Here is an 18,527-nt window from a genome sequence, read left to right as displayed (position 1 = left end):
TTGTGCAGGCCTAGGCCCCAACTTACAGGCTGATCTGACGCTCCCTGAACTTCTCGCTCAGGCGTCGCATGCGAGCGTTCGAGCTCTTCGTGAGATCCGAGATCGGGCGCCATTCAGCAGCGTGTACCTCACATTCTTGCGCGGTCGGCACGAAATCGTCCGGGGCCGTGGCCAGGAACATGAAGTCATGATGCCAGTGCGGGCCTTCGTTCTTAGACGGACGAGCCGGGATGGGGTGGGTGTCAATGTCCAGCAGGGGAAGGTACCGGTCCGTCAGGACCAGGCCCGTCTCTTCCAACACTTCGCGCGCGGCCGATTGCCAGAGGCTCGGTGCGTCAGGCTCCATGTGGCCACCAGGCGGCAGCCACAAACCGTACGCTTTGTGGTGAACCAGGAGCGCATGGGTTTCGGACTCGTTGACCACCAGGGCACTGGTTGTGATGTGCCCAGCCATGTTCTTTCGATCAAAGACCGAAACATCGTCCTTCCCCAGGTCGGTCAGTAGACGACCCAAGGCAAAGATTTGCCAGGGATGCTCCAAAACGTAGTTGACAACTTGCTCTTTGGTATTTTCGAGAATTTGCGCCAGATGGTTCATGTGTTTCCTTTCGTGCGAACGTTATCGTTCAGCTTCGTATAGGCGCGAAAGGACCGACCACGAGGGTCGGTCGCGAGAAGAATCAATCAAGATTCCTGGAAGTCGCCCAACGGCAACCACACCGGGTCACTGCCGCCAAGCTCGCAGTACCACTCCCAGCCTGGCGAGCCGGTATCCGGGCCGTCCAAGTTGAGCTGAACCGAGTCCGTGACGTCTGCTCCATCAATCTGGATGGTCAACACACGGTGCATGAATCCTACATAGTCGCTGCGAATCGTGCCCGTACGGCTGTCGGCATGGCGCACTTTGATACCTGCCCAAGACATAGTCATTCCTTCCGTTCCTGTTTCGCCAGGTGAAGATCGGCTTCACGCTGAACCGCTGCAATGGCGTCCTCGCTGGCGGCACTGGCTTTCGCCGTGTCGCCGGTCTGGGCCATGACTTCGTTGAAAACCCGGCTACCCTCGTTGAGCGCAATGGTCTCGCCGAAGCTCGTGAACCCGCTTCCGTCGTTATCCGGATGGACCCAAGCCACATAGGCCTGCGCCAGGCGGGCATGTATATCCGGACCGACGCAGTAGCGGGAGTTTTCAGGCGAATGCATCGACGGTCTCTCCGGTAGCAGCTGCGTGCAGGAGGGCCAGGCCCTCGGTCTGGTGAATGCACAGCTGAGTCTCGATGCCGGTGTTGATGTTCACGACGCGGCAGGCCTCGGGATGGCACTCGCGCACGCTGCGCAGGTCCGGCTCGACCAGGGCATAGCAACCCTCGATCGGCGCCAGGAGCGTGTAAGCGCGGTACTCAATGTCACCACCGATACTGCTCTGCACGCGATCACGCGCCTTCTCGGCGTAGCTGAACATCACGGCCACGGCCAGCTCCAAAGGAGTCTGGCTGGTGTCAACGCTCGCTGTTCCGGCCACGGCGATGGACCAAGCTTTCGCCTCGGTGCCTTGCACGCGCATATATAGTTTCATGTTTGTTTCCTCGATGTGGGCAAAATTGCCTGATTATGTATAGCAAAGTTGGATAAATGGCTGAAAAGAGGTATACTTTCATGAATTAGCCCGTTTCGAGGGCAAACATCTACACCATGACTGCTCACCTGCTACTGATTGACGGCCTGAATCTGGTCCGGCCGATCTACGAGACAAATCCGAGCTCTGACCCGACCGAGAAGCTCGATGGCGTGTTGACCACGCTGAATCGTTCCTTTCTGCGCGCACTGGAAAAACATACCCCTACGCATCTCGCCTGGGTTTTTGAGCGCCGGTGCCATACTTGGCGCCACGACATCTACCCGGAGTACAAATCCAGCCGGGAACCGCCACCACCCCTCTTGCTCGAGGTGGTGCGCCACTTCCGCCAACAGATGGCTGACCAGGGAGTCAAGACGATGGAGTACGAAGGGCTGGAGGCCGACGACGTCATCTCCTGCATTGCAGCTCGTGCGCGGAAGGCGGGCATCAAGGTGACCGTGCTGTCGACGGACAAGGACCTGGCTTTTCTGCTGACCCTGGGAGTTGACGTCTACAACCACTTTGCCAGTTCCTGGCGTGATGCCGAGTGGTGTCAGCGAAAGCTCGGTGGTATCCAGCCGCACCAGATTCTGGACTGCCTTGCGCTCATGGGTGACAGCGCGGACGACATCCCTGGTGTGTCGAAGATCGGGGTGACGACGGCCGGCGCTCTGCTGAACCAGTACGGCGATCTCGAGGGTGTGCTGGCGGCGGCCGCCGCAGGCAAGATCAAGGGTGTCAGGGGCGCTCGGCTGGTGGAAGAAGCCCATCTGGCAAGGCTTTCCCGTCAGCTGACCGACCTGAAGTTCGATTGTGTAACAGACCCGCTGCGGCTCACGGACTTCAAGGTCCAGGCCCCGGCCCACGCATAAGGAGAAGTCCCATGGGACAAGCAAAGCAACGTGGCACTCGCGAAGAGCGTGTTGCCCTGGCCCGCGCCGCTCAAGAGCGGGAAGAGCCGATCAACGTGCCCTGCAAGACGTGCAAAGCGGTGCTCAACGGCTTCAAGCTGTTCAAACACACAGCGGCCGGCGCGGCGTGGCAGAAGACATGCAAATGCGGGGCGGTGACCACGGCGCTGGTGCAGCCGACGAACGGCAATCTGGTGCGCACCTTCCGCCAGTCGCTCAGCTTGCAGGAGGCTATCGTCGACCGGGACCGCCGTACGTCGGTGAGTTTCCTGGAGAAAAACCTCGACACCGTGGAAACCGGGATCATCCGGCTCTGATCATGCTGGTGGCCGTAGATTTCATCAGCCTGGCTGCGCTGGAGGACACTCTCCCGGCCTCAGACCTGGCAGTCCTGAGCCTTGGCGACCCCGACGCCGGGCAGCCGGTCAACCTTCATCGCTTCCCGTGGTACTCGCGGCTGGAGTTCCTGGACGTCGATCCGCGGGAAACGGAATTGCGTGACCCCCAGATGGCCTGCCTGCCGTGGCAGATGCTGGAGATCATCGAGTTCATCGAACGGATCCACCTCGACCCCGAGCACTGGCGTCTGGCGGTGCACTGCACCTTTGGCTCTTCACGCAGCGCGGCGGCGGCGCTCATCGCGCAGGCCATGACCACCTGCCAGATGCCGCGGCACACCGAAGCCCATGGCGCCAACGCTTGGATGCTGACGCTCGCTCAAGGCCAGCTGGGACAACCTATTTCCGTCCCCGCCAAGCCGGAACCGGACACCTACACCTACCTGTCCTCCCGCCTCCAGATCTGATTTCGAGTGGCAGAACGCCTGCCACAGGCTGCTTTCTCGCTATACGGAATGTCTGTATTTGCAAGGAAACATACCATGATAACGAAAATCACTATCGATGATGTGGAACGTCAGTTCGTCGTGTCCACCGGCAACAGCACGAGTTGTCTCAGTTTCGACGTGGTTTTCCACCAAGCGACTGAACTGCTCCGCCGTTTGCGCTCTACCCTAGCTCCATCGGGCTATGTCAGCCCGTCGGAACAGGTGTTGGTGTCGGAGATCGGGACCGAGGCCCAGTACATGCAGCACCAGCGTCTGCTGGAGCTGTACTCACTGATCACCGACAAGCAGACCTGGTTCGATGGCAGGACGCCGGACGCGGTTCAGGAGGTCCTGGAGCGTTATCGGCGGTCGGGTGCCGGCGTACGGATCTACATCGGCGACCCGGCGACCGGTCGTGACGGACTCTATGAGTACGACACGATCGGTACGATCGGTAGAGTCGGCGGTTGGATGTGCCTGCCCACGCTTGTGCCTGTTGGCCAAAGTGAAGGCGGCGCGATCGTTACCCACGCTGTTATTCGCATTCAGGATATAGGGTCCAGCACCGATGTCTACCGGCATCCGCTGTACCACGTACCTGAGATGAAGCTTGTCGAAGTCGTTGCCCCCGATCTGAAGGAGCTCGGCTACACCCACGAGGTCCTCGTTGAGGGCCCTGATGGGCATCAGATGTCTCAAACTCGTACGAAGTCTCTGGCACATGCCGCGCACTGGATTGCCTTCATGCATGGCCGCGTGCACAACCTGCACGAGGCTGAGATCTAGGTCATCCACCACTCAAGAAGCCCTGGTATAGGGCTTCTTTTTTTGCGCAGAACGTTGGCTATTGATGTGTTGTAGTTATACTGGAAATGATCTACCTAGACCCTCCCGAGCCCGAGTCCGAACGCGAACTGGCCCTGCGCCGGCAGGTGGTTGGCTACCTGTCGAGTCTCACCACGCGAGAGCTCTACACGCTGGTGCAGATCCACATGCAGGCAGAGTCTCAACGACGCAAGCTTCGAGCGGAAGCAATGCGCTCGTACAAGACGCTGTTGATGGAAGATTCGTCCCTCGGCTTTGACGATCAGACGCTGCAAATCAGCATGCATGTCCTCGAAAAGGCCGCCCGAAAGGACGACTGAAGCATGACGCTATCCTTCCTTGGCGCGCGCCGCCTACTGACTGCTGCCTTGCTGGCCGCCGGCGCCGCTCACGCTGCCCTGCCCTCCCCAGCCCAACCGCAGGATCTCGCTGGCTTTAAGGACTGCCCACAGCACTTCTTCCGAGGAGCCGCGCCGGTTCCGTTCGTAGGCAGCGCACAGAACCCTGGCAAGCTTCGGGCGCTGTGCTTCGACGGCTTTGCGGTCCTGCATTCTGGCGAAGCGAAGACCCCGGTCTACGTCGCAGAGTTCATCTCACGGGAATCGCTGCGGGACGCGAAAGGTCAGAAACGGACCAACCGGTTCTACGAGGAGGCGCGCCTGCCCGCCAGTGAACGAGCTCGGCTGGCTGATTACCGCGGCAGCGGCTACGATCGTGGGCACATGGCAGCCGCCGGCCAACGCAACACGCCGGAGTCGATGGCCCAGAGCTTCTCCTTGGCCAACATGGTGCCCCAGGCGCCGGAGAACAACCAGGGTGCTTGGCGCGCGCGCGTCGAGGAGCCGACGCGAAAGTATGCCGCACGAAGTGTGGCCGGGATTTACGTCATCACCGGGCCCATCCACAGCCCGCCAGTGGCGACAATCGGTGCCGGGAAGGTCTGGGTGCCATCGAAGCTCTTTAAGCTCGTGTATGACCCGCAGAGCCGCCGCGCGTGGGCATATCTCGTGGATAACACCGACACTGCCAAGGTTGGGACCCCCCTTAGCTACGATCAACTGGTACAGCATCTGGGCATACACTTGCTGCCCGCCACCGCGTTCCAAAAGTAGGCGGCGCGCATCAAAGGAAGGCTATTCGGATTTTTGTGTGGAAGCTAGGCGCCTCTGGACCTCAAGCGTTGCACCAAGCTCTATACCAGTAGATGGACATATTACGAGGACCACCCGATGCACGCCTATTTCTGCGACGCCACCACCGAAGCTCGATACTCTAGCGCTCAACTACAGCACTCTCACCTGCCTGACGTTATGTTTGACGTCTCCCTTGTTTCCGAAGAGGGGTTGAAGCTGGTGGTGAGACTTCCGCTCGAAACGAAACTAGACCCGAATGTGCTCATGAAATGCGCAAAAGACTCGGGCAACGAGGACTGCTACTACCATCCGAACACTGGCGAGATTCTCTATCTCGTATACGACGGATGCGAGCCGGACCACTGTTACACACTAGCCGACCTAATTGCACTGCGTACCCCGGGCAAGGGCCTAGAGTTTGATGTCCAGGCCGATAAGGTCACAATTTTCTGACTCTCAACGCGACCTCTTCGGAGGTCGCTCTTTTTTGGGCCGACGGCAAACCCACATGAAAATCCGAATAGCCCAAAAGAAAGGGGCTCAGTGAACGCCACTGAGCCCCTTTCTTTTGGGCTATTCGCCGGCCGCTTCGTCAGTCCCGTACGGTAACTGGGGTGCGGCTGTTCACTTTCGTCCCGTCACCCAGTTGTCCGTTGCCGTTGGCACCCCAGCACTTTACCTGGGTGCCGACGGTCGCGCAGCTGAACGCCTGGCCCGCGGAGGCGTTGACTGCGCCGCCACTGGCGGCAAGAACGATGTTCGGGGAGAACATGTTGCCGGTGGTCGCAGAAACCTGGCCCAGGGAGTTGAAACCCCAGCACTTGGTATCGCCAGCGCTGGTCGTTGCGCAGACATGTCCGCCGCCAGTCGACAAGCTGGTCACGCCGCTTGTAAGGCCCGTCACGTCAACAGGGACCAGGCTATTGCCCCACGCGCTGTTGCCCAGTTGACCCGAGGCGCCATTACCCCAGCATTTCGCACCACCTGCCGTGGTGACCGCGCATGCGAACTGTGCGTTGGTAGGCAGCGAGATGTACGCCACGTTAGCCGCGAGCCCTGTTACGTCGACTGGCACCTGGCTGTTGTTCTTTGTGCCATTTCCCAGCTGTCCCTCTCCGTTGGCTCCCCAGCACTGGGCACCTCCGGCAGTATTGACCACGCAAGTCGAGGTGCTACCGATGGCGACCTGTTTGGCGGTGACGCCCACCGCGGTCACGGGAGTAATCTTGTCCACTGCGGTACGATCACCCAGCTGCCCCATGTTGTTAGCACCCCAACAACGGACTTCCCCAGTGGTGAGCACTGCGCAGCTATGCGATGAGCCCGTTGCGATGGACTTCACGCCGGAGGTGAGACCGACAACGTCGACCGGAGTCAGCTGGTTGTTCTTGGAAGTGCTATCGCCCAGCTGTCCCGAGTAGTTCCCGCCCCAGCACTTTGCGCCGCCGGCCGTGGTGACGACGCAGTTTTGCCCGCTACCGACGGCCAACTGGGCCACACCCGAGGTCAGGCCGACTACATCCACAGGGGCGACGCTGTCGGTAGTCTTCCCGTTGCCGAGCTGTCCGTTCCCATTCATGCCCCAGCACTTGACACCATTGGTCATGGTGAGCGCGCAGGCGTGGGAATAGCCGACCAGGACCTGCTTGGCAGTCAGGACCGCATCGCCCACCCGGATGGTGTAGGTGCCAATGCCAGCCTTGCTCTTGTAGGTCGCCTGAGCCTGGAAGACGTTCGGATCCGCTTGGATCTTGGTCGGCGTTCCCGAGATGACACCCGTTGCCGGATCCAGCTGAAGGCCAGCTGGCAGTTGGCCCGCATCGCCCTGGTAGATTGACCAGGCGACGCTCTGGACGTCCGCGTTGGGGTCCCCCTTGATCTGCATGTAGGGCACGAGATCCACGCTGTAGGCGCGGCCGATCTTTGCGTCCGGAAGAGCGGCATCCGCCAAGACAACGGATACCGGTTCCTCTACGGTCGCAGCAGCAGTCTTCCCTGGTACGGGAACGAGAACGAGGTAATTGGTGGCGGCAAGCGCCTGGCCAGCGATTGCGGCAAAGGCAAGTGCGACGGTGAGTTTGGAAAGGGAGCGCATCGAGAGTGAGATAGACAGGTGCACGGAAAAGAATCCAATGCATGTATAGCCAAATTCTTTGCGTGAGCGAGCAGATGGCTGGCCAGGTAATGAGCCGCAGCGGCGCAAAGGCGTCGTTGAAAGAAAGACCCCGGGCGAGCGCCACGGGGTCGGAGGTGGATCAGAGCCAGTTGTGCAGCTCAGTCAGCTGCTTGGCGGCAGGATCTGTTGCGTCGAAAGCGATCATCGGTTCGGAGTAGCCGTTGAAGCCTGCGTTTTCCTTGGCCAGTTCGTAGTGCTCGCCGGCCGCGCGCTGTGCGTCCGTAACTTCGGGATCGCAGGAGTGGAACTCGGGGACCCCTTCACTATTTCGGCACAGTACGATGACCTTCACGTGGGTGGTCTGTTCGGCCTGGCAGCTGTCGCACTTGCCGATCTGGCCTATTTCCAGGTCGGCCGAGCAGTTGGTGCAGTTTTCCTTCATGTCGTTGAGCGTCATATGTGTTTCCTCGATTGGCTTAGGCGGGTGCCTGCCTACGTATAGGCTTATGACGCGAGAGCGCTATACGACTCCAGGTTCATCTCACATCTGGAGGTACTCATGAGCACCGAAGCAGCAGTAGGAAGTAGTGGTTGGCAGTATTCGCATTTCAACCAGCAGCATTGGTTGCGTGTTCGCCAGGCGCGTAAGGATCTCGGTCTGCCGCACAAAGGGCCGGATGAAGGGTTCATCGAGGGCCATCCGCTGGTTGGCCGCAAGCTGGTCGACAAGAACGGTGTCGAACGCACGATTTTGGCGGTCGAACGTGATTGGTACCTGGGTTACGGGGTGAGCATTTACCTCGAATCCAGTACGGGCAGTCATGGGCGCTTCTATGTCCGCGGCAATGCCGAGTGGCAAGTCCGTCAAATCGAGTCGTTCATCGAGTTCTTCCCGTCCTGCGCCGCTGAAATCATTGCGCTTAGCTGATCCCCTCTGGCCGCCCCTTCTGGGCGGCTTTTTCTGTGCCATCAATCACAAGGTGCTCTTCAGCGGCATCGCTGGCCCTTCCGTGTGCCTATACTTTTCTTCCACAAAACCATCCCTCAAATATGAACTTCTTCAACAAACTGCACAAACCCGATCACGCTTACCTGATTCTGCGTATCGTCCTGGGCGTTCTCATCGGTATGCACGGCATCGCCAAGCTCAGCAAAGGCGTCACCGGCATTGAAGGCATGCTTACGGGCGCCGGCGTGCCTGCGTTTATCGCGTACGGCGTCTACATCGGCGAGCTGGTGGCGCCCGCGTTGCTGATCCTGGGCCTGTTCGTGGCGCCGGCGGCACTGATCATCGCTTTCAACATGGTCGTGGCGATCGCTCTCGCCCACAGTGGCCAGGTGTTCGACCTGTCGAAGAACGGCGGCCTCGCGCTCGAGCTCCAGTATCTGTTCCTCACCTGCTCAGTCGTCGTAGCCCTGCTGGCGCCGCCCCGCAAGGTGAAACCGTTCGCCTGATTGGCTGCCACGATCAAAGCACTGAAGGGGCCGAATGGCCCCTTTCTTCTGCCATGACCTGATCGAACGGTTGGCTGCCGCCTATACCCCTTCAGGACAACTCAACCTGAAGGAAAGACCGTGAACACGACTATTGACACTGCAACCCTGGCCGACCTCGTCAAGGCTCTTCTGACCAATCCGGATGCCGTCGGCGAACTGGACACCAGGGAGAAGCAACAACGCTTCGTCACCGACATCGCGCGTGTCGTTGCAGAGCATTGTGGCGGCTCCGTCTCCAGCGACGCGGCGCCAATGCAAGAAGGCTTTCTGGTGACCGTGGAATCCGATGAGAGCCTTCCGGAAGGTGGTGGCATATGGGCCGCCATGGCGAAGGACCCTGTGCTGGATGTGCCATTCTCGGACTTGCTCATCGAGCGCATCAATACGAAGGGCGCATGGGCGGCGCGTTACAACGGCGTTCGTCTGACGCACAAGCCCACGGGCGCCCATGCGTCAAGCACGGAGACGTCGAAGTCGGAGCATGCAAACCACTTCGCCGCCCGGGAACTGCTGGCCGCCCACCCGCTGGTCAAGGCCTACCTGGCACGTGGCAAGACACCGGCGCCGATTGTCTCGAACGAAGAGATCACCGCCGTACTGGAGGCGGTTCGCCCCTACGTGAGCGACTGCTATGAATGTGCCTTCCCTAACGAGCAACAGAATGCTCAAGTCTTGCATGATCTGGACGAAATGAAGAAGACACTGAGCTGATTTTGCTCCTCCCCGACCCTGGCCACAACGCCAGGGTTTTTTATTTGGTCTCTTGCCTATACACCAAAGCAGCATTGTCGCTGTGTATGAAGAGGAAACATCAATGAACGAGACAGAATTCAAGGAACTGACCAAAATGGCCAACCGTGTGAAGCGGGTGCGCGATTTGGTGCTGGAGAACATGACTCCTCGCTCGCTGATCTACGGCTACACCTGCGATCGCAAGACCTTCCACGTGTATCTCAGCGAGAAGGACGGGGTCATTCTGGTGATCTACGACAGTGATCGTCTGCTGCGCGAGACAAAGCGTGCGGACGAAGACCTGACGCTGGCGGAATGTGTGCCCGACAAACGCCTCTATCCCAACAAGTGTGACTACGAGTTCTGCTCGAAGCTCATTCAGGCCGGAGTTTCTCTGTCATTCACCATGTGGAATGACGCTCCCGCTTCAAATTGGGAAGGCTTGCGGATCGAGGAGCTCATCACGAGTCTCTCACCGGATGACTTCAAGGTCACCACTGATCTGGCACTGGAGGATCTCGGCATCAATGCCGGCCGACTCATGAAGCCCGATGATTTGCTCGCGAGTTTGCATGAAAATTACTGCGGGCAGATCGGCGGCTACCTGCGAGCCGAAATTCTCGATCCGGAGAACAAGGGCCCCCAGTGGCTCGAAAACATCCCCTTGTCGTTGAAGTCGGTCATCGACCGCTACCTCCGCTACGAGAACGTCGCAGTACCCTCGGGACTGGACGAAAAGCTCGATGCCGTGAAAACCAAGGCCATCACCCAGGCGCATCAGGTCCTGGCTTCCCTGAAAGCCAAGCAGCGCTCGACTGAATCGACGCCGGCATAACCAACGCCGCAACCCTCACAGCCCCGACCAGGTCGGGGCTTTTTCACGCCGTCCCGGGCTGATGCCCCTTACCAGCATTGCGCTCGCAGCGCGTAAAGGCATCATCAAAAAGCTGTCCCAGGTACCTCGCCTCCTGAATTGCCTCATCCAAGAGAGCCAGCACGTCTTGAGGTGTTTTCGGCGTCACGAAGGCCTCGATGTCGAACTTCGTCAGCACTTCGGGGTGCCCGGGCCAACGGGCACTGGTGGCATCACAGGAGAGGGTCATAGGGGCAAGCAGTGGAGTCAAAACAAGGATGGTTGCTGGGGCCCTGGCGCACAGGCATCGGGCCGCGCAACGGCCTCTCTGCGCGCCCGCCATATCTCTGACGCGCGCCGGCGGTCCAGTACCTCCACCGCCCCGAGGCTGACGGCCTTTGCTCGGCGGTTTGGTGTCAGGTCGTAGTGCGGGGCGACCCGGGACTGCTGGAACCACTCTCGGCGCATTCCGATGCGTTCCGCAAAGCAATGCAGCTCTTCCAGGTCCAGCGAATCGGTGAACATGTGGCAACTGTCGACCGTGCGGCCGCGCATGCGCCAGCCCCAGGCATGTAGAGAGTCCACGTAGATCGTCATAGTGTTGACCACTCCCCGCCCTGAAGGACGGGGATTCTTGGCTTTTCAGCCTTGATCTCCGCCCCTGGTGGGGTTCCTTCTGCAAGACGCGCTAGTCCACGCGCGAGGATGGTCTTGGCAGCATTGACGTCGCGATCGTGGATCGTTCCGCAGGCGCTGCAAGTCCATCCTCTCATTCCAAGACCACTTAGCCCGCGGGGACCGGTGCGTTCGTCGCACACATGGCAAGTCTGGGTAGAATACGCCTCATTGACTTCATCGAACCAGACACCTGCGTCATCGCACTTGTACTTGAGCATGGTTCGGAACGTGCTCCAGCCGGCGTCGAGCACGGATTTTGCCATCCGTGTCTGCGCCAGCTTGGAGGCGCTCACATTGCCAATGAAGATCGCCCCATGCTCTTTCACGAGCTTGGAGCTGAGTTTGTGCAGGAAATCCTTCCTGCGATAGGCGATCTTGGCGTGGATCGCCTTCACGCGATGTTTTTTGCCGGCGCGCTGGGCGATGGCCAAGGCGGGCTCGAGGTCGCGGTAGAAGCGCTGGGCCCCTTCCTTGTGGCCATCGCTGGTGGCGAAGAAGTCCTTCAGGCCCAGGTCGATGCCGACTGCCGTGCGCCCCGGGCTGGGGGCCTGTTTCTTGACCTTGACGGTCACGTTGAGGTACCAGCGCCCGCGGCTGTCTTCACTGATGCTGCCGGCGCCGAGCTCGTAGTCGCCCAGGCCGTAGGAGTCCCACAGCGACAGCGCGATGCCCTGGAAGCGCACCTGGCCGGCGCGGTAGGTCAAGCTGCGGGCCTTGAACGGGATCCAGCCCAGGCTGTAGCGGCTGCTCTTGGGGTTGGAGACCCGCCAGGCGAGCCGCGCCTTCTTGAATTGCCGGCGGCGCGTGGCGAATTCTTCGGCCACCTGCTGGAACACTGCCGAGCCGATGCCCAGGCCTTCCTTGCTGGCGCCGTTGAGATACTTCTGAAAGTCGAAGCCGCTCATAAAGCGACCCTCGCGGCGCAGCACCTGCATGCCCAGGTCGTTGCAATAATTCCACACGAAGTTCACCTCGCGCGCCATCGCACGCAAGGCTGTAGCATGCCTGTCCTTCAGGCGGACACGCAACACACGGGTGGACACTTCGGGAGCCATCATTGCGTACAGTCTACCTTAAAACGACGCTTTCGCAAAAGACCTCGCCATTCCTCCCCGCCCAAGTCAAAAGGCGGCAGGGAGACTTGGACGAGGCTTCCTGACGAGTTTGGGTGAGTATATCGAGAAACGTGCCAATGGCCTCGGTCCGGCTATACCCATCATGTCCGAAAAGAACCTTACAAAGGAACGATCTGTGCAGCGTTGGCGCCTGGCTTACCAGGCAATGGGGCTGACGGCGGTGCTGAGCCTCTATCCGCTCACCTTGCAAGCGCTCGAGCACCCGCTGCTCGGTTCTAATCCTGCCCTGCTCCGCCTGGAGCGCTGGAACCTGCCCTTTCTCAAAGCCACGACGACGGCGACCGCCGGCTGGATGTGCGTCTTCCTCGTCGCCATGATGGCACTCTCGGTGTGGCGCATCTACAGCCTGATGGGTGTTCACCTTAAGGATGCACCGCCCCCCGTCAGCCAGACCAAGACGCCGGCGGCAGCCAAGCGTACCCGGGCCCGGAAAGAGACTGGGCGTGGCGGAAAACGATGAGCCGAGCGGGCAAAAGAAAACCACCAGCCGAAGCTAGTGGTTGAGAGTAAGAGAGTTAGGGTGATCTGAGCGATCTGAGCGACGAGGCGCGATGCGTCTCATGACCTCAAGAGCAGGATGTGATTCTCATATTTGTATAGCGCAAAACCGCGGATTCCCGCGGTTTCTAAAAGACCTTGCGCCGTGCCTGTTAGTTCAACAGTCGCCCGATCCACTGAAGCGTGGTGCGATCATTCCAGGTGTTCAGGCCGGGTTGCAGGTAGATCGGCACGACCTCGCCTTCTGCTGGCTGGCGCTGGTTGAACAGTACGATCGTCGTCGGATTGCTGCGGCCGCCCACAGCTGCCTCGACCTTCCAATGCAGGCCCGACTGCCCCAGGGGCTTCACGGATCGGATCTTGGCCTCATCATCAAACGCTGGCGCCTCGAAACCCTGGCCCCACGGATGGCGCATCAGGCGGGCAGCAGACTCCAGGGTGAGATCCGGCATCGGTCCGTCCGATTGCAGGATGTTGTCGAGCATCGAGTCCGTGATGCGCTCGCGCGCGACCTGGTCGAATACATCGCGGAACTGCGCCAGCGATTGCGGGCTGCTCAACGTGGCGCCGGCCGCCATGGCGTGGCCGCCGAACTTGGCAAGGACACCTGGCGCGCGCCGGGCAACCTCCTCGAGCGCATCCTTCAAATGCAGGCCCGGGATAGATCGGCCAGAACCCTTGGCGACGCCGTCCAGTAGGGAGAAGATGAAACTTGGGCGGTGATAGGTGTCCTTCACCCGGGACGCGACCAGGCCCACAATGCCGGGATGCCATGACTCGGAGCCGAACACCAGCGCCCGCACCTTGTCGTCGAAGGCGAAGTCGATGGCGGTGGCGGCATCATCCGAGGCCTCTTTCTGGAGGGCCTTGCGCTGGTCATTGGTTTCGGTGAGCAGGCGCGCCAGGCGGCGGGCTTCTTTGGGATCGGTCGCCAGCAGCAGGTCAATGCCCGCGTCCATGGTTTCCAGGCGTCCAGCGGCGTTGATGCGCGGTGCGATGCCGAAACCGATGTCCTGTGTGGTCAAGCAGTCCTGGGGAAGACTGGCCTCTTGGATGAGCGCGCGAACCCCTACGGGGATCTCGTCGCCCAGCCGGCGCAGACGCTGCATGCCATTCACAACCAACGCGCGGTTGGCGGCATCCAGTGGCACCATATCCGCTATCGTTCCGATCGTGACGTACGCCAGGAGGAAGCTCAGCGGGGGCGTATTGACGCCTTGGGCCGCCAGCAGCTTCTTCACCAGAACCACCAGCCACAGCGCCACGCTCACACCGGCGAGCTTTTGCAGCCCGCTGGTGCAGTCTTTGCGGGACGGGTTGATCACGGCCACGGCGTCGGGCAGCGTGTCGCCAGGCAGGTGATGGTCGGTGACGACAGCCTCGAGACCTCGGTTTGCGGCATGGGTCAGGCCCGCGTGTCCGAGGATGCCGTTGTCGACGGTGATCAGCACGCGCGTGGCTGGAAAGCGCTCAAGTACCAGATCGACCACCGAAGGGGAAATGCCGTAGCCGTGGACCATGCGGTCCGGCACTACGTAGTCGATCTTTGCGCCCAGCGCGCGCAGGCCTGCCACCGACACAGCGCAGGCGGTGGCACCATCGCAGTCATAGTCTGCGACCACAACGATGGGCTCCTGCTTCCTGATAGCCGCGAGGATGCGCTTCGCGCCCCTCTCCAGATCCATCATCGGACGGTCCATCAGCTGGGCCACCGGCACGGCGTCGCCGGCGACCATCCCACGGGAAGACAGAATGGCCGCTTCGAGGGGAGACAGGTTTGCGCTGGTCTGGAGGGAAAGCGCTCGATCAGAATCGACCGAGCGCCTTTGGAGAATGCAGGTTGAAGGCATTCGAGATACTACTTTCTGATCCGATGGATCGGTACTACTGGATGTACTTCGCAACCGAGGCGGCAACCATATCGTTCAGGTTGACGCCAAATTGCTCGGCACGCTGGCGTTCTTTTTCGACACGCTTGTGCAAAGAGATCTTCTTCGGATACTGATCCTCGGACATTCCCATTGCAACACAGCGATCGCGCAGGGACTTCCATGCGCCATAAACCGACGAATTTGAAACCAATTCTTCTTGGATCATCTTCTCGACTTCGTCGCTCCAGAGGCGACGGGTCATGTCGTATTCCTTGATCGGCACCCACGGGGAAAACATCAGCATGCCGTTGAGCAACTGCCAACGCCCACCCGCGCGACGAGCCAGCTTCGAGAGTTCGGGATCATTGTAGATCTTCCACTCAATGAAGGCTTGCGCGTACTCCTCGTCGGCGTCTTCCGGAATCTCGGCCACGAGAGCCTGGGTCAAACCGAAGAGCTGCTCACGGTTGTTCTTCGACTCCTCACCGACCCGCACGCCGATATGGCTGTTGGCCGGCAGATTGTCTTCACCGCCGTCTTCGAGCCACGCGACCGGCACGTCCAGGAATTCCGCCACTTCGGCAGTCCGAGTACAACGTTGCTGACCGATGCCCCATCGACGGATCAACTCCCGGCTGAGACCCAGATGTTGGGCGACAGCGATGTCTCCCAAGCCCTTGTAGTCCCGCGCGATCCGATACCGATCGCCGAAGCTCTCTGCCACTTCCGCGCTCCGAGCCTTATCATTGACCTTGTCCTCCAAGGCCTTGACGGGGGCATCTTCGTATCGCGGCAGACGTCCCGTACGGGGTTCGTCCAAATCCTTGACGAAGCCATGCTCCCTCAGGAACGTGCGTTTGTTGAAACCCATGAATGCGCGGAGCGCCTCCACATATTCCGTCTTAGTATACCTATCGAACTGGCTCATTACTCAATCCTTATAATCGCACCTTCGAGAAGATGCTTTATCCAGTTACTACCTATGCTGATTCTACTTGATATAGCGGAAATGTCAAGTCAAAGAGGTTGAAATTCGCATTGTTGCAATTATTCTACCCAAAAACTCGACCTCCGCCGTCCTTGTTGCCTAGGAATGCCCGGTAAAGAGCTCCCCTGCCATCCCGTATAGCGTGTATTGCGAAATCGCTCTTTAATGGTGGGAATGTTGACGTTAGAACGAAAAAAAGCCCTGGGGAACCAGGGCTAGTTGTGGCCGGATGTGCCGTTTATTTCGCTTCGGCGCCTGTCTCGCAGGCTTCGGGCGTCGGCTTGGCGCTCAGTCGCTCTCGCACGGCCTCGAGATCCTCGAAAATCTTGTGGTTGGTAGCCTCAAGCGCCGTCACCGCAGCCTTGCAGGATTCCACCTGGTCATGCAGCCGGCCCACAGTCTCGCCAGACTTGTTGAACTGGTCGGTGCTCGTTGCACGCAGCTCAGCGATCGTGGCATTTGCCGCGTCCAGCTGGGCTTGCAGGTCCGATTCCAGCCGTTTGGCCGCCGTGAGCTGCGCGCTCAGGGCCGTGTTCTCACCACGCAGCCCTTCCGTCTCAGCCTGGTAAGCCTGGCCTTCCTTCTTTGCGGCCGTCAGCACCTCGATGGCCTTGCCAAGTTCCGCGGTAAGCCCCTGAACCTGGAGGTTGAGTGAATCGACCTCCATGTGGGCAACGCTTGCCGCCTGCCCGGCCAGGTCCTGCGTCAGCTTGGCGGCCTCGAGCTTCGTGTAGAGGTCGGCGGCATCCTTCTGGGCAGCCTGAAGGCTGGCTTGGCTGGCGTCGTAGTCGGTCTTCAACGCGTCGTACTTGTCGAGAACCTCCAGGGTAGTCTCCCCCAGGTGCTTGACGTTCACGAGGGCAGCATTGCGCTGCTCCGTCATGTCGACCAGTGCGGAGTCCGATTCGGCCACGGCACGGGTCAGGGCGACGATGCTCTCCTTCGCCTGATCGAGCTCGGCCCGGGTTTGAATCAGGGCGCGCTCACGTTCGGCGCTGGTGGCCGTTGCGGTAGCCAGCTCGCCGGCATGAGCCTGCGCAAGAACGGCGGCGTCCTGCACCTGGCCTTGAAGGTCTTGACGGGCGCTGTGGGCATCATGCAGCTGAGCCTGGGCGGCAGCGGCCGCGGCCGTGGTTTTGTCGAGTTCTTGACGGACACTCGCCAGCTGCGCCGTCAGGCTCTGTACTTGCGCCATCAGCTCGTCGTTGGTCTTCTGGGCGCTTGCGGCCGCAGCGCTGTCTTCTGCGCGCTGAACGGCGAGCTTGCTCGAGTAGCTCGATTCCAGGCCGGCAAAGTCCGCAGCATGTTCGGCTTGAGCGGACTCCAGCGTCTGCCGCGCAGCCGAAAGGTCGGCAGCAAGAGCAGCTTCGCGGGCTTGCAGTGCGGAGATCTGGGCCATCTGGCTTTCAACCCGCTCGGTCAGCTCCTTGCGCTCAGCCAGCAGGCGAGCCATCTCGGGCGTGACTGTGATGGAGGCCTTGGACAGCTTCGAATCACCCCCCAGCGGCCGATACAGCGTACAGCCGATCTCGGGGCAGTCACGCAGGGCCACGTTGCCGTTGTCCAGGAGAACCGCTTCGCGCAACAGCACTTGCCCCAGCTGACTGGGCTCAGCAAGACGTGCGGTCCGCGTTTGCACGAGATTGGTGCCGTCAGGGTGCGTCACCGCCACCCGGTACTGGGCCAGAACGGACGAAGAGCCGGCCGGCACCGAACCCTTGTAGGTCAGCCGCCAGGGCCCCGCTTCGCACGAAAGCGAGTAGCCGAGGCCTGCGCCGCCGCTATGGGTTACCTCCATCGGCTCACAGGTTTGGATCTGAGGGGCCGCCGATGCCAGGCCGGATGCCATCAGCAGTGCCGCGAAGGGAAGAATTCGAAATTTCATATTGCGGAATTTGTGGGCGAAGAAATGGACGCCGCTCGCCGGCGTCCGCATGCATCAGGGCAGCACGTACGGCTTGATACGCTGGACCCCGTGCTGGAACTCCTCCAGCAGATTCGGGTTGTGCGCGGCCACCTTTTGCTCGGCATAGCGCACCTCGTCGGTCAAGCCGAGGAACTGCGCGCGCGCCGCCAGGCCCCAAGCCCGAGTGATGTCCTTCGGCTTCTTGTCCAGCTGCGCGAGTGCGCCTTGGATCGAGGCCTGTGTCGCCGCCCGGGTGTCGCCGATCAGCACTTCGAACTTGCCATCACGCAAGCCCAGCTGTGCCTCGACCATTGCGGCATCGGCGCCGGAACCAGCGAAGCGGGAATATGCCTTGCCCAGATCGAGACGGATCGTTGCTCGTCCATTCTTCACCGGGGTGGACGCCACTCCGGCATTGACCACCGAGCCATCATAGATGCCGGACTGGCTCATGCTGAAGGCGCGCCACTGTCCGGGAATCTCCTCGATCGACAGCACATTGGCCATCGGGTCCCAGTAGGACTGGGCGGCGAACTGCGAAGGCAGCGCGGCGATCGAGGCGGTGCTTGCCGTCAGCGTACCCGTAGCGACCTGGTCGACCCGCGCTTCCTCGCCCACCTTCCGGGCATGCAGCCCGCGGGTGTCGATGTTGTAGGTCGATTTCACGAGATAGGGGGGGGTGCCGTTGGCAAAGACCTCGCCGGCGAAGGTGATGACGGGGGTGACGGTATTGATGTCCGGCCCCGAGCAGGTGACCGTGTACTGAGCCGATGGGTTCCGAACATCGGCCGGGACTTGAACCACCGGAGGATCGCACTTGAGGTTCGAGCCGCCACCGTGCTCCTGAGCAAAAGCGGGCGCTGCGACAGCGCCCAGCGCGGCGGCGATGGCCACCAAAAGTTTCTTATCCATAAGGGAATCCTTGCGGTAATGCTATTGA

The 18,527-nt window shown here is 60.5% G+C and carries 25 protein-coding genes; 12 read left to right on the top strand and 13 right to left on the bottom strand.

What is annotated here, in order from left to right; all coding sequences use genetic code 11:
- Nucleotides 1-22 precede the first annotated feature (22 nt).
- The 4 genes from HWY37_RS16980 to HWY37_RS16965 all read right to left on the bottom strand — a co-directional run bounded on the left by HWY37_RS16980 (nucleotide 23) and on the right by HWY37_RS16965 (nucleotide 1,575).
- The gene (locus HWY37_RS16980) at nucleotides 23-598 is read right to left on the bottom strand and encodes an NUDIX hydrolase (RefSeq protein WP_176089205.1); all 576 of its coding nucleotides are present in this window, start codon (nucleotides 596-598) and stop codon (nucleotides 23-25) included.
- A gap of 86 nt (nucleotides 599-684) precedes the next feature.
- Nucleotides 685-930: a hypothetical protein gene (locus HWY37_RS16975; RefSeq protein WP_176089204.1), complete on the bottom strand. Its 246-nt coding sequence runs from the start codon at nucleotides 928-930 to the stop codon at nucleotides 685-687.
- Entirely contained in the window at nucleotides 927-1,202 is a 276-nt protein-coding gene (locus HWY37_RS16970; protein WP_176089203.1) for a hypothetical protein, read from the bottom strand. The genes HWY37_RS16975 and HWY37_RS16970 overlap by 4 nt, the downstream gene beginning before the upstream one ends.
- Nucleotides 1,189-1,575, bottom strand: coding sequence for a hypothetical protein (locus tag HWY37_RS16965; RefSeq protein ID WP_176089202.1), 387 nt, complete (start codon nucleotides 1,573-1,575; stop codon nucleotides 1,189-1,191). The genes HWY37_RS16970 and HWY37_RS16965 overlap by 14 nt, the downstream gene beginning before the upstream one ends.
- Before the next feature lie 116 nt (nucleotides 1,576-1,691).
- On the opposite strand from HWY37_RS16965, the gene HWY37_RS16960 reads away from it, so the two are divergent.
- The 7 genes from HWY37_RS16960 to HWY37_RS16930 all read left to right on the top strand — a co-directional run bounded on the left by HWY37_RS16960 (nucleotide 1,692) and on the right by HWY37_RS16930 (nucleotide 5,765).
- Nucleotides 1,692-2,489 carry a 5'-3' exonuclease gene (locus tag HWY37_RS16960; RefSeq protein ID WP_176089201.1) on the top strand — a complete coding sequence of 266 codons (798 nt, stop codon included), beginning with the start codon at nucleotides 1,692-1,694 and terminating at the stop codon, nucleotides 2,487-2,489.
- A gap of 11 nt (nucleotides 2,490-2,500) precedes the next feature.
- On the top strand, nucleotides 2,501-2,845 hold the full coding sequence (locus tag HWY37_RS16955) for a hypothetical protein (RefSeq protein ID WP_176089200.1): 345 nt from the start codon (nucleotides 2,501-2,503) through the stop codon (nucleotides 2,843-2,845).
- A gap of 2 nt (nucleotides 2,846-2,847) precedes the next feature.
- Entirely contained in the window at nucleotides 2,848-3,333 is a 486-nt protein-coding gene (locus tag HWY37_RS16950; RefSeq protein ID WP_176089199.1) for a hypothetical protein, read from the top strand.
- 75 nt (nucleotides 3,334-3,408) lie between these two features.
- Complete coding sequence (locus HWY37_RS16945) at nucleotides 3,409-4,140, top strand: hypothetical protein (RefSeq protein WP_176089198.1); 732 nt, start codon at nucleotides 3,409-3,411, stop codon at nucleotides 4,138-4,140.
- Between the two features lie 86 nt (nucleotides 4,141-4,226).
- Nucleotides 4,227-4,499 (top strand): hypothetical protein, encoded by a 273-nt coding sequence (locus HWY37_RS16940; RefSeq protein ID WP_176089197.1) that lies wholly within the window; start codon nucleotides 4,227-4,229, stop codon nucleotides 4,497-4,499.
- Nucleotides 4,500-4,502: 3 nt separating this feature from the next.
- Nucleotides 4,503-5,291, top strand: a complete 789-nt coding sequence (locus HWY37_RS16935) for a DNA/RNA non-specific endonuclease (RefSeq protein ID WP_176089196.1) — start codon at nucleotides 4,503-4,505, stop codon at nucleotides 5,289-5,291.
- 117 nt (nucleotides 5,292-5,408) lie between these two features.
- Nucleotides 5,409-5,765: a hypothetical protein gene (locus HWY37_RS16930; RefSeq protein WP_176089195.1), complete on the top strand. Its 357-nt coding sequence runs from the start codon at nucleotides 5,409-5,411 to the stop codon at nucleotides 5,763-5,765.
- 139 nt (nucleotides 5,766-5,904) lie between these two features.
- Here HWY37_RS16930 and HWY37_RS16925 read toward each other — a convergent pair whose 3' ends face one another.
- Complete coding sequence (locus HWY37_RS16925) at nucleotides 5,905-7,431, bottom strand: putative Ig domain-containing protein (RefSeq protein WP_176089194.1); 1,527 nt, start codon at nucleotides 7,429-7,431, stop codon at nucleotides 5,905-5,907.
- A gap of 136 nt (nucleotides 7,432-7,567) precedes the next feature.
- A complete protein-coding gene (locus HWY37_RS16920) occupies nucleotides 7,568-7,885 on the bottom strand; it encodes a hypothetical protein (RefSeq protein ID WP_176089193.1) in 318 nt (105 codons plus the stop codon).
- Between the two features lie 102 nt (nucleotides 7,886-7,987).
- On the opposite strand from HWY37_RS16920, the gene HWY37_RS16915 reads away from it, so the two are divergent.
- The 4 genes from HWY37_RS16915 (at nucleotide 7,988) to HWY37_RS16900 (ending at nucleotide 10,492) form a co-directional block, all read left to right on the top strand.
- Nucleotides 7,988-8,356: a hypothetical protein gene (locus HWY37_RS16915; RefSeq protein WP_176089192.1), complete on the top strand. Its 369-nt coding sequence runs from the start codon at nucleotides 7,988-7,990 to the stop codon at nucleotides 8,354-8,356.
- A gap of 122 nt (nucleotides 8,357-8,478) precedes the next feature.
- Nucleotides 8,479-8,883: a DoxX family protein gene (locus tag HWY37_RS16910; RefSeq protein ID WP_176089191.1), complete on the top strand. Its 405-nt coding sequence runs from the start codon at nucleotides 8,479-8,481 to the stop codon at nucleotides 8,881-8,883.
- Between the two features lie 120 nt (nucleotides 8,884-9,003).
- Entirely contained in the window at nucleotides 9,004-9,636 is a 633-nt protein-coding gene (locus HWY37_RS16905) for a hypothetical protein (protein WP_176089190.1), read from the top strand.
- Between the two features lie 103 nt (nucleotides 9,637-9,739).
- Entirely contained in the window at nucleotides 9,740-10,492 is a 753-nt protein-coding gene (locus HWY37_RS16900) for a hypothetical protein (protein ID WP_176089189.1), read from the top strand.
- 43 nt (nucleotides 10,493-10,535) lie between these two features.
- Here the strand turns inward: HWY37_RS16900 and HWY37_RS16895 are convergent, their stop codons facing one another.
- The 3 genes from HWY37_RS16895 to HWY37_RS16885 all read right to left on the bottom strand — a co-directional run bounded on the left by HWY37_RS16895 (nucleotide 10,536) and on the right by HWY37_RS16885 (nucleotide 12,246).
- Nucleotides 10,536-10,709: a hypothetical protein gene (locus HWY37_RS16895; protein ID WP_176089188.1), complete on the bottom strand. Its 174-nt coding sequence runs from the start codon at nucleotides 10,707-10,709 to the stop codon at nucleotides 10,536-10,538.
- Nucleotides 10,710-10,777: 68 nt separating this feature from the next.
- Nucleotides 10,778-11,107, bottom strand: coding sequence for a DUF4031 domain-containing protein (locus HWY37_RS16890; protein WP_176089187.1), 330 nt, complete (start codon nucleotides 11,105-11,107; stop codon nucleotides 10,778-10,780).
- Nucleotides 11,104-12,246 carry an RNA-guided endonuclease InsQ/TnpB family protein gene (locus HWY37_RS16885; protein ID WP_246302338.1) on the bottom strand — a complete coding sequence of 381 codons (1,143 nt, stop codon included), beginning with the start codon at nucleotides 12,244-12,246 and terminating at the stop codon, nucleotides 11,104-11,106. Before HWY37_RS16885 ends, HWY37_RS16890 begins: the two co-directional genes overlap by 4 nt.
- A 160-nt stretch (nucleotides 12,247-12,406) precedes the next feature.
- Between HWY37_RS16885 and HWY37_RS16880 the strand changes: the two genes are divergently transcribed.
- Nucleotides 12,407-12,784, top strand: a complete 378-nt coding sequence (locus HWY37_RS16880) for a hypothetical protein (RefSeq protein ID WP_176089186.1) — start codon at nucleotides 12,407-12,409, stop codon at nucleotides 12,782-12,784.
- Between the two features lie 190 nt (nucleotides 12,785-12,974).
- Here HWY37_RS16880 and recJ read toward each other — a convergent pair whose 3' ends face one another.
- The 4 genes from recJ to HWY37_RS16860 form a co-directional block, all read right to left on the bottom strand.
- The gene (gene recJ / locus HWY37_RS16875; protein ID WP_176089185.1) at nucleotides 12,975-14,672 is read right to left on the bottom strand and encodes a single-stranded-DNA-specific exonuclease RecJ; all 1,698 of its coding nucleotides are present in this window, start codon (nucleotides 14,670-14,672) and stop codon (nucleotides 12,975-12,977) included.
- A 34-nt stretch (nucleotides 14,673-14,706) separates the two neighbouring features.
- Nucleotides 14,707-15,621 (bottom strand): helix-turn-helix domain-containing protein, encoded by a 915-nt coding sequence (locus tag HWY37_RS16870; protein ID WP_176089184.1) that lies wholly within the window; start codon nucleotides 15,619-15,621, stop codon nucleotides 14,707-14,709.
- A gap of 298 nt (nucleotides 15,622-15,919) precedes the next feature.
- Nucleotides 15,920-17,566 carry a coiled-coil domain-containing protein gene (locus tag HWY37_RS16865; RefSeq protein ID WP_176089183.1) on the bottom strand — a complete coding sequence of 549 codons (1,647 nt, stop codon included), beginning with the start codon at nucleotides 17,564-17,566 and terminating at the stop codon, nucleotides 15,920-15,922.
- Between the two features lie 54 nt (nucleotides 17,567-17,620).
- Entirely contained in the window at nucleotides 17,621-18,499 is an 879-nt protein-coding gene (locus HWY37_RS16860) for a hypothetical protein (RefSeq protein ID WP_176089182.1), read from the bottom strand.
- Between the last annotated feature and the right edge of the window lie 28 nt (nucleotides 18,500-18,527).

Origin of the sequence: Achromobacter anxifer (assembly GCF_903652925.1) — a bacterium.
GTDB lineage: Bacteria > Pseudomonadota > Gammaproteobacteria > Burkholderiales > Burkholderiaceae_B > Achromobacter > Achromobacter anxifer.
The sequence above is the reverse complement of the archived record's forward strand: the minus strand, read 5'-3'. Positions and strand labels throughout refer to the sequence as shown.

What these genes read in the sequence shown, in the direction of transcription:
- HWY37_RS16950 (WP_176089199.1), top strand. Translation starts at nt 2,848, where the DNA reads ATGCTGGTGGCCGTAGATTTCATCAGCCTGGCTGCGCTGGAGGACACT.
- HWY37_RS16945 (WP_176089198.1), top strand. Translation starts at nt 3,409, where the DNA reads ATGATAACGAAAATCACTATCGATGATGTGGAACGTCAGTTCGTCGTG.
- HWY37_RS16910 (WP_176089191.1), top strand. Translation starts at nt 8,479, where the DNA reads ATGAACTTCTTCAACAAACTGCACAAACCCGATCACGCTTACCTGATT.
- HWY37_RS16970 (WP_176089203.1), bottom strand. Translation starts at nt 1,202, where the DNA reads ATGCATTCGCCTGAAAACTCCCGCTACTGCGTCGGTCCGGATATACAT.
- HWY37_RS16870 (WP_176089184.1), bottom strand. Translation starts at nt 15,621, where the DNA reads ATGAGCCAGTTCGATAGGTATACTAAGACGGAATATGTGGAGGCGCTC.
- HWY37_RS16955 (WP_176089200.1), top strand. Translation starts at nt 2,501, where the DNA reads ATGGGACAAGCAAAGCAACGTGGCACTCGCGAAGAGCGTGTTGCCCTG.
- HWY37_RS16900 (WP_176089189.1), top strand. Translation starts at nt 9,740, where the DNA reads ATGAACGAGACAGAATTCAAGGAACTGACCAAAATGGCCAACCGTGTG.
- HWY37_RS16860 (WP_176089182.1), bottom strand. Translation starts at nt 18,499, where the DNA reads ATGGATAAGAAACTTTTGGTGGCCATCGCCGCCGCGCTGGGCGCTGTC.
- HWY37_RS16965 (WP_176089202.1), bottom strand. Translation starts at nt 1,575, where the DNA reads ATGAAACTATATATGCGCGTGCAAGGCACCGAGGCGAAAGCTTGGTCC.
- HWY37_RS16980 (WP_176089205.1), bottom strand. Translation starts at nt 598, where the DNA reads ATGAACCATCTGGCGCAAATTCTCGAAAATACCAAAGAGCAAGTTGTC.
- HWY37_RS16920 (WP_176089193.1), bottom strand. Translation starts at nt 7,885, where the DNA reads ATGACGCTCAACGACATGAAGGAAAACTGCACCAACTGCTCGGCCGAC.
- HWY37_RS16915 (WP_176089192.1), top strand. Translation starts at nt 7,988, where the DNA reads ATGAGCACCGAAGCAGCAGTAGGAAGTAGTGGTTGGCAGTATTCGCAT.
- HWY37_RS16940 (WP_176089197.1), top strand. Translation starts at nt 4,227, where the DNA reads ATGATCTACCTAGACCCTCCCGAGCCCGAGTCCGAACGCGAACTGGCC.
- HWY37_RS16885 (WP_246302338.1), bottom strand. Translation starts at nt 12,246, where the DNA reads ATGATGGCTCCCGAAGTGTCCACCCGTGTGTTGCGTGTCCGCCTGAAG.
- HWY37_RS16880 (WP_176089186.1), top strand. Translation starts at nt 12,407, where the DNA reads ATGTCCGAAAAGAACCTTACAAAGGAACGATCTGTGCAGCGTTGGCGC.
- HWY37_RS16975 (WP_176089204.1), bottom strand. Translation starts at nt 930, where the DNA reads ATGACTATGTCTTGGGCAGGTATCAAAGTGCGCCATGCCGACAGCCGT.
- recJ (WP_176089185.1), bottom strand. Translation starts at nt 14,672, where the DNA reads ATGCCTTCAACCTGCATTCTCCAAAGGCGCTCGGTCGATTCTGATCGA.
- HWY37_RS16935 (WP_176089196.1), top strand. Translation starts at nt 4,503, where the DNA reads ATGACGCTATCCTTCCTTGGCGCGCGCCGCCTACTGACTGCTGCCTTG.
- HWY37_RS16960 (WP_176089201.1), top strand. Translation starts at nt 1,692, where the DNA reads ATGACTGCTCACCTGCTACTGATTGACGGCCTGAATCTGGTCCGGCCG.
- HWY37_RS16930 (WP_176089195.1), top strand. Translation starts at nt 5,409, where the DNA reads ATGCACGCCTATTTCTGCGACGCCACCACCGAAGCTCGATACTCTAGC.
- HWY37_RS16865 (WP_176089183.1), bottom strand. Translation starts at nt 17,566, where the DNA reads ATGAAATTTCGAATTCTTCCCTTCGCGGCACTGCTGATGGCATCCGGC.
- HWY37_RS16890 (WP_176089187.1), bottom strand. Translation starts at nt 11,107, where the DNA reads ATGACGATCTACGTGGACTCTCTACATGCCTGGGGCTGGCGCATGCGC.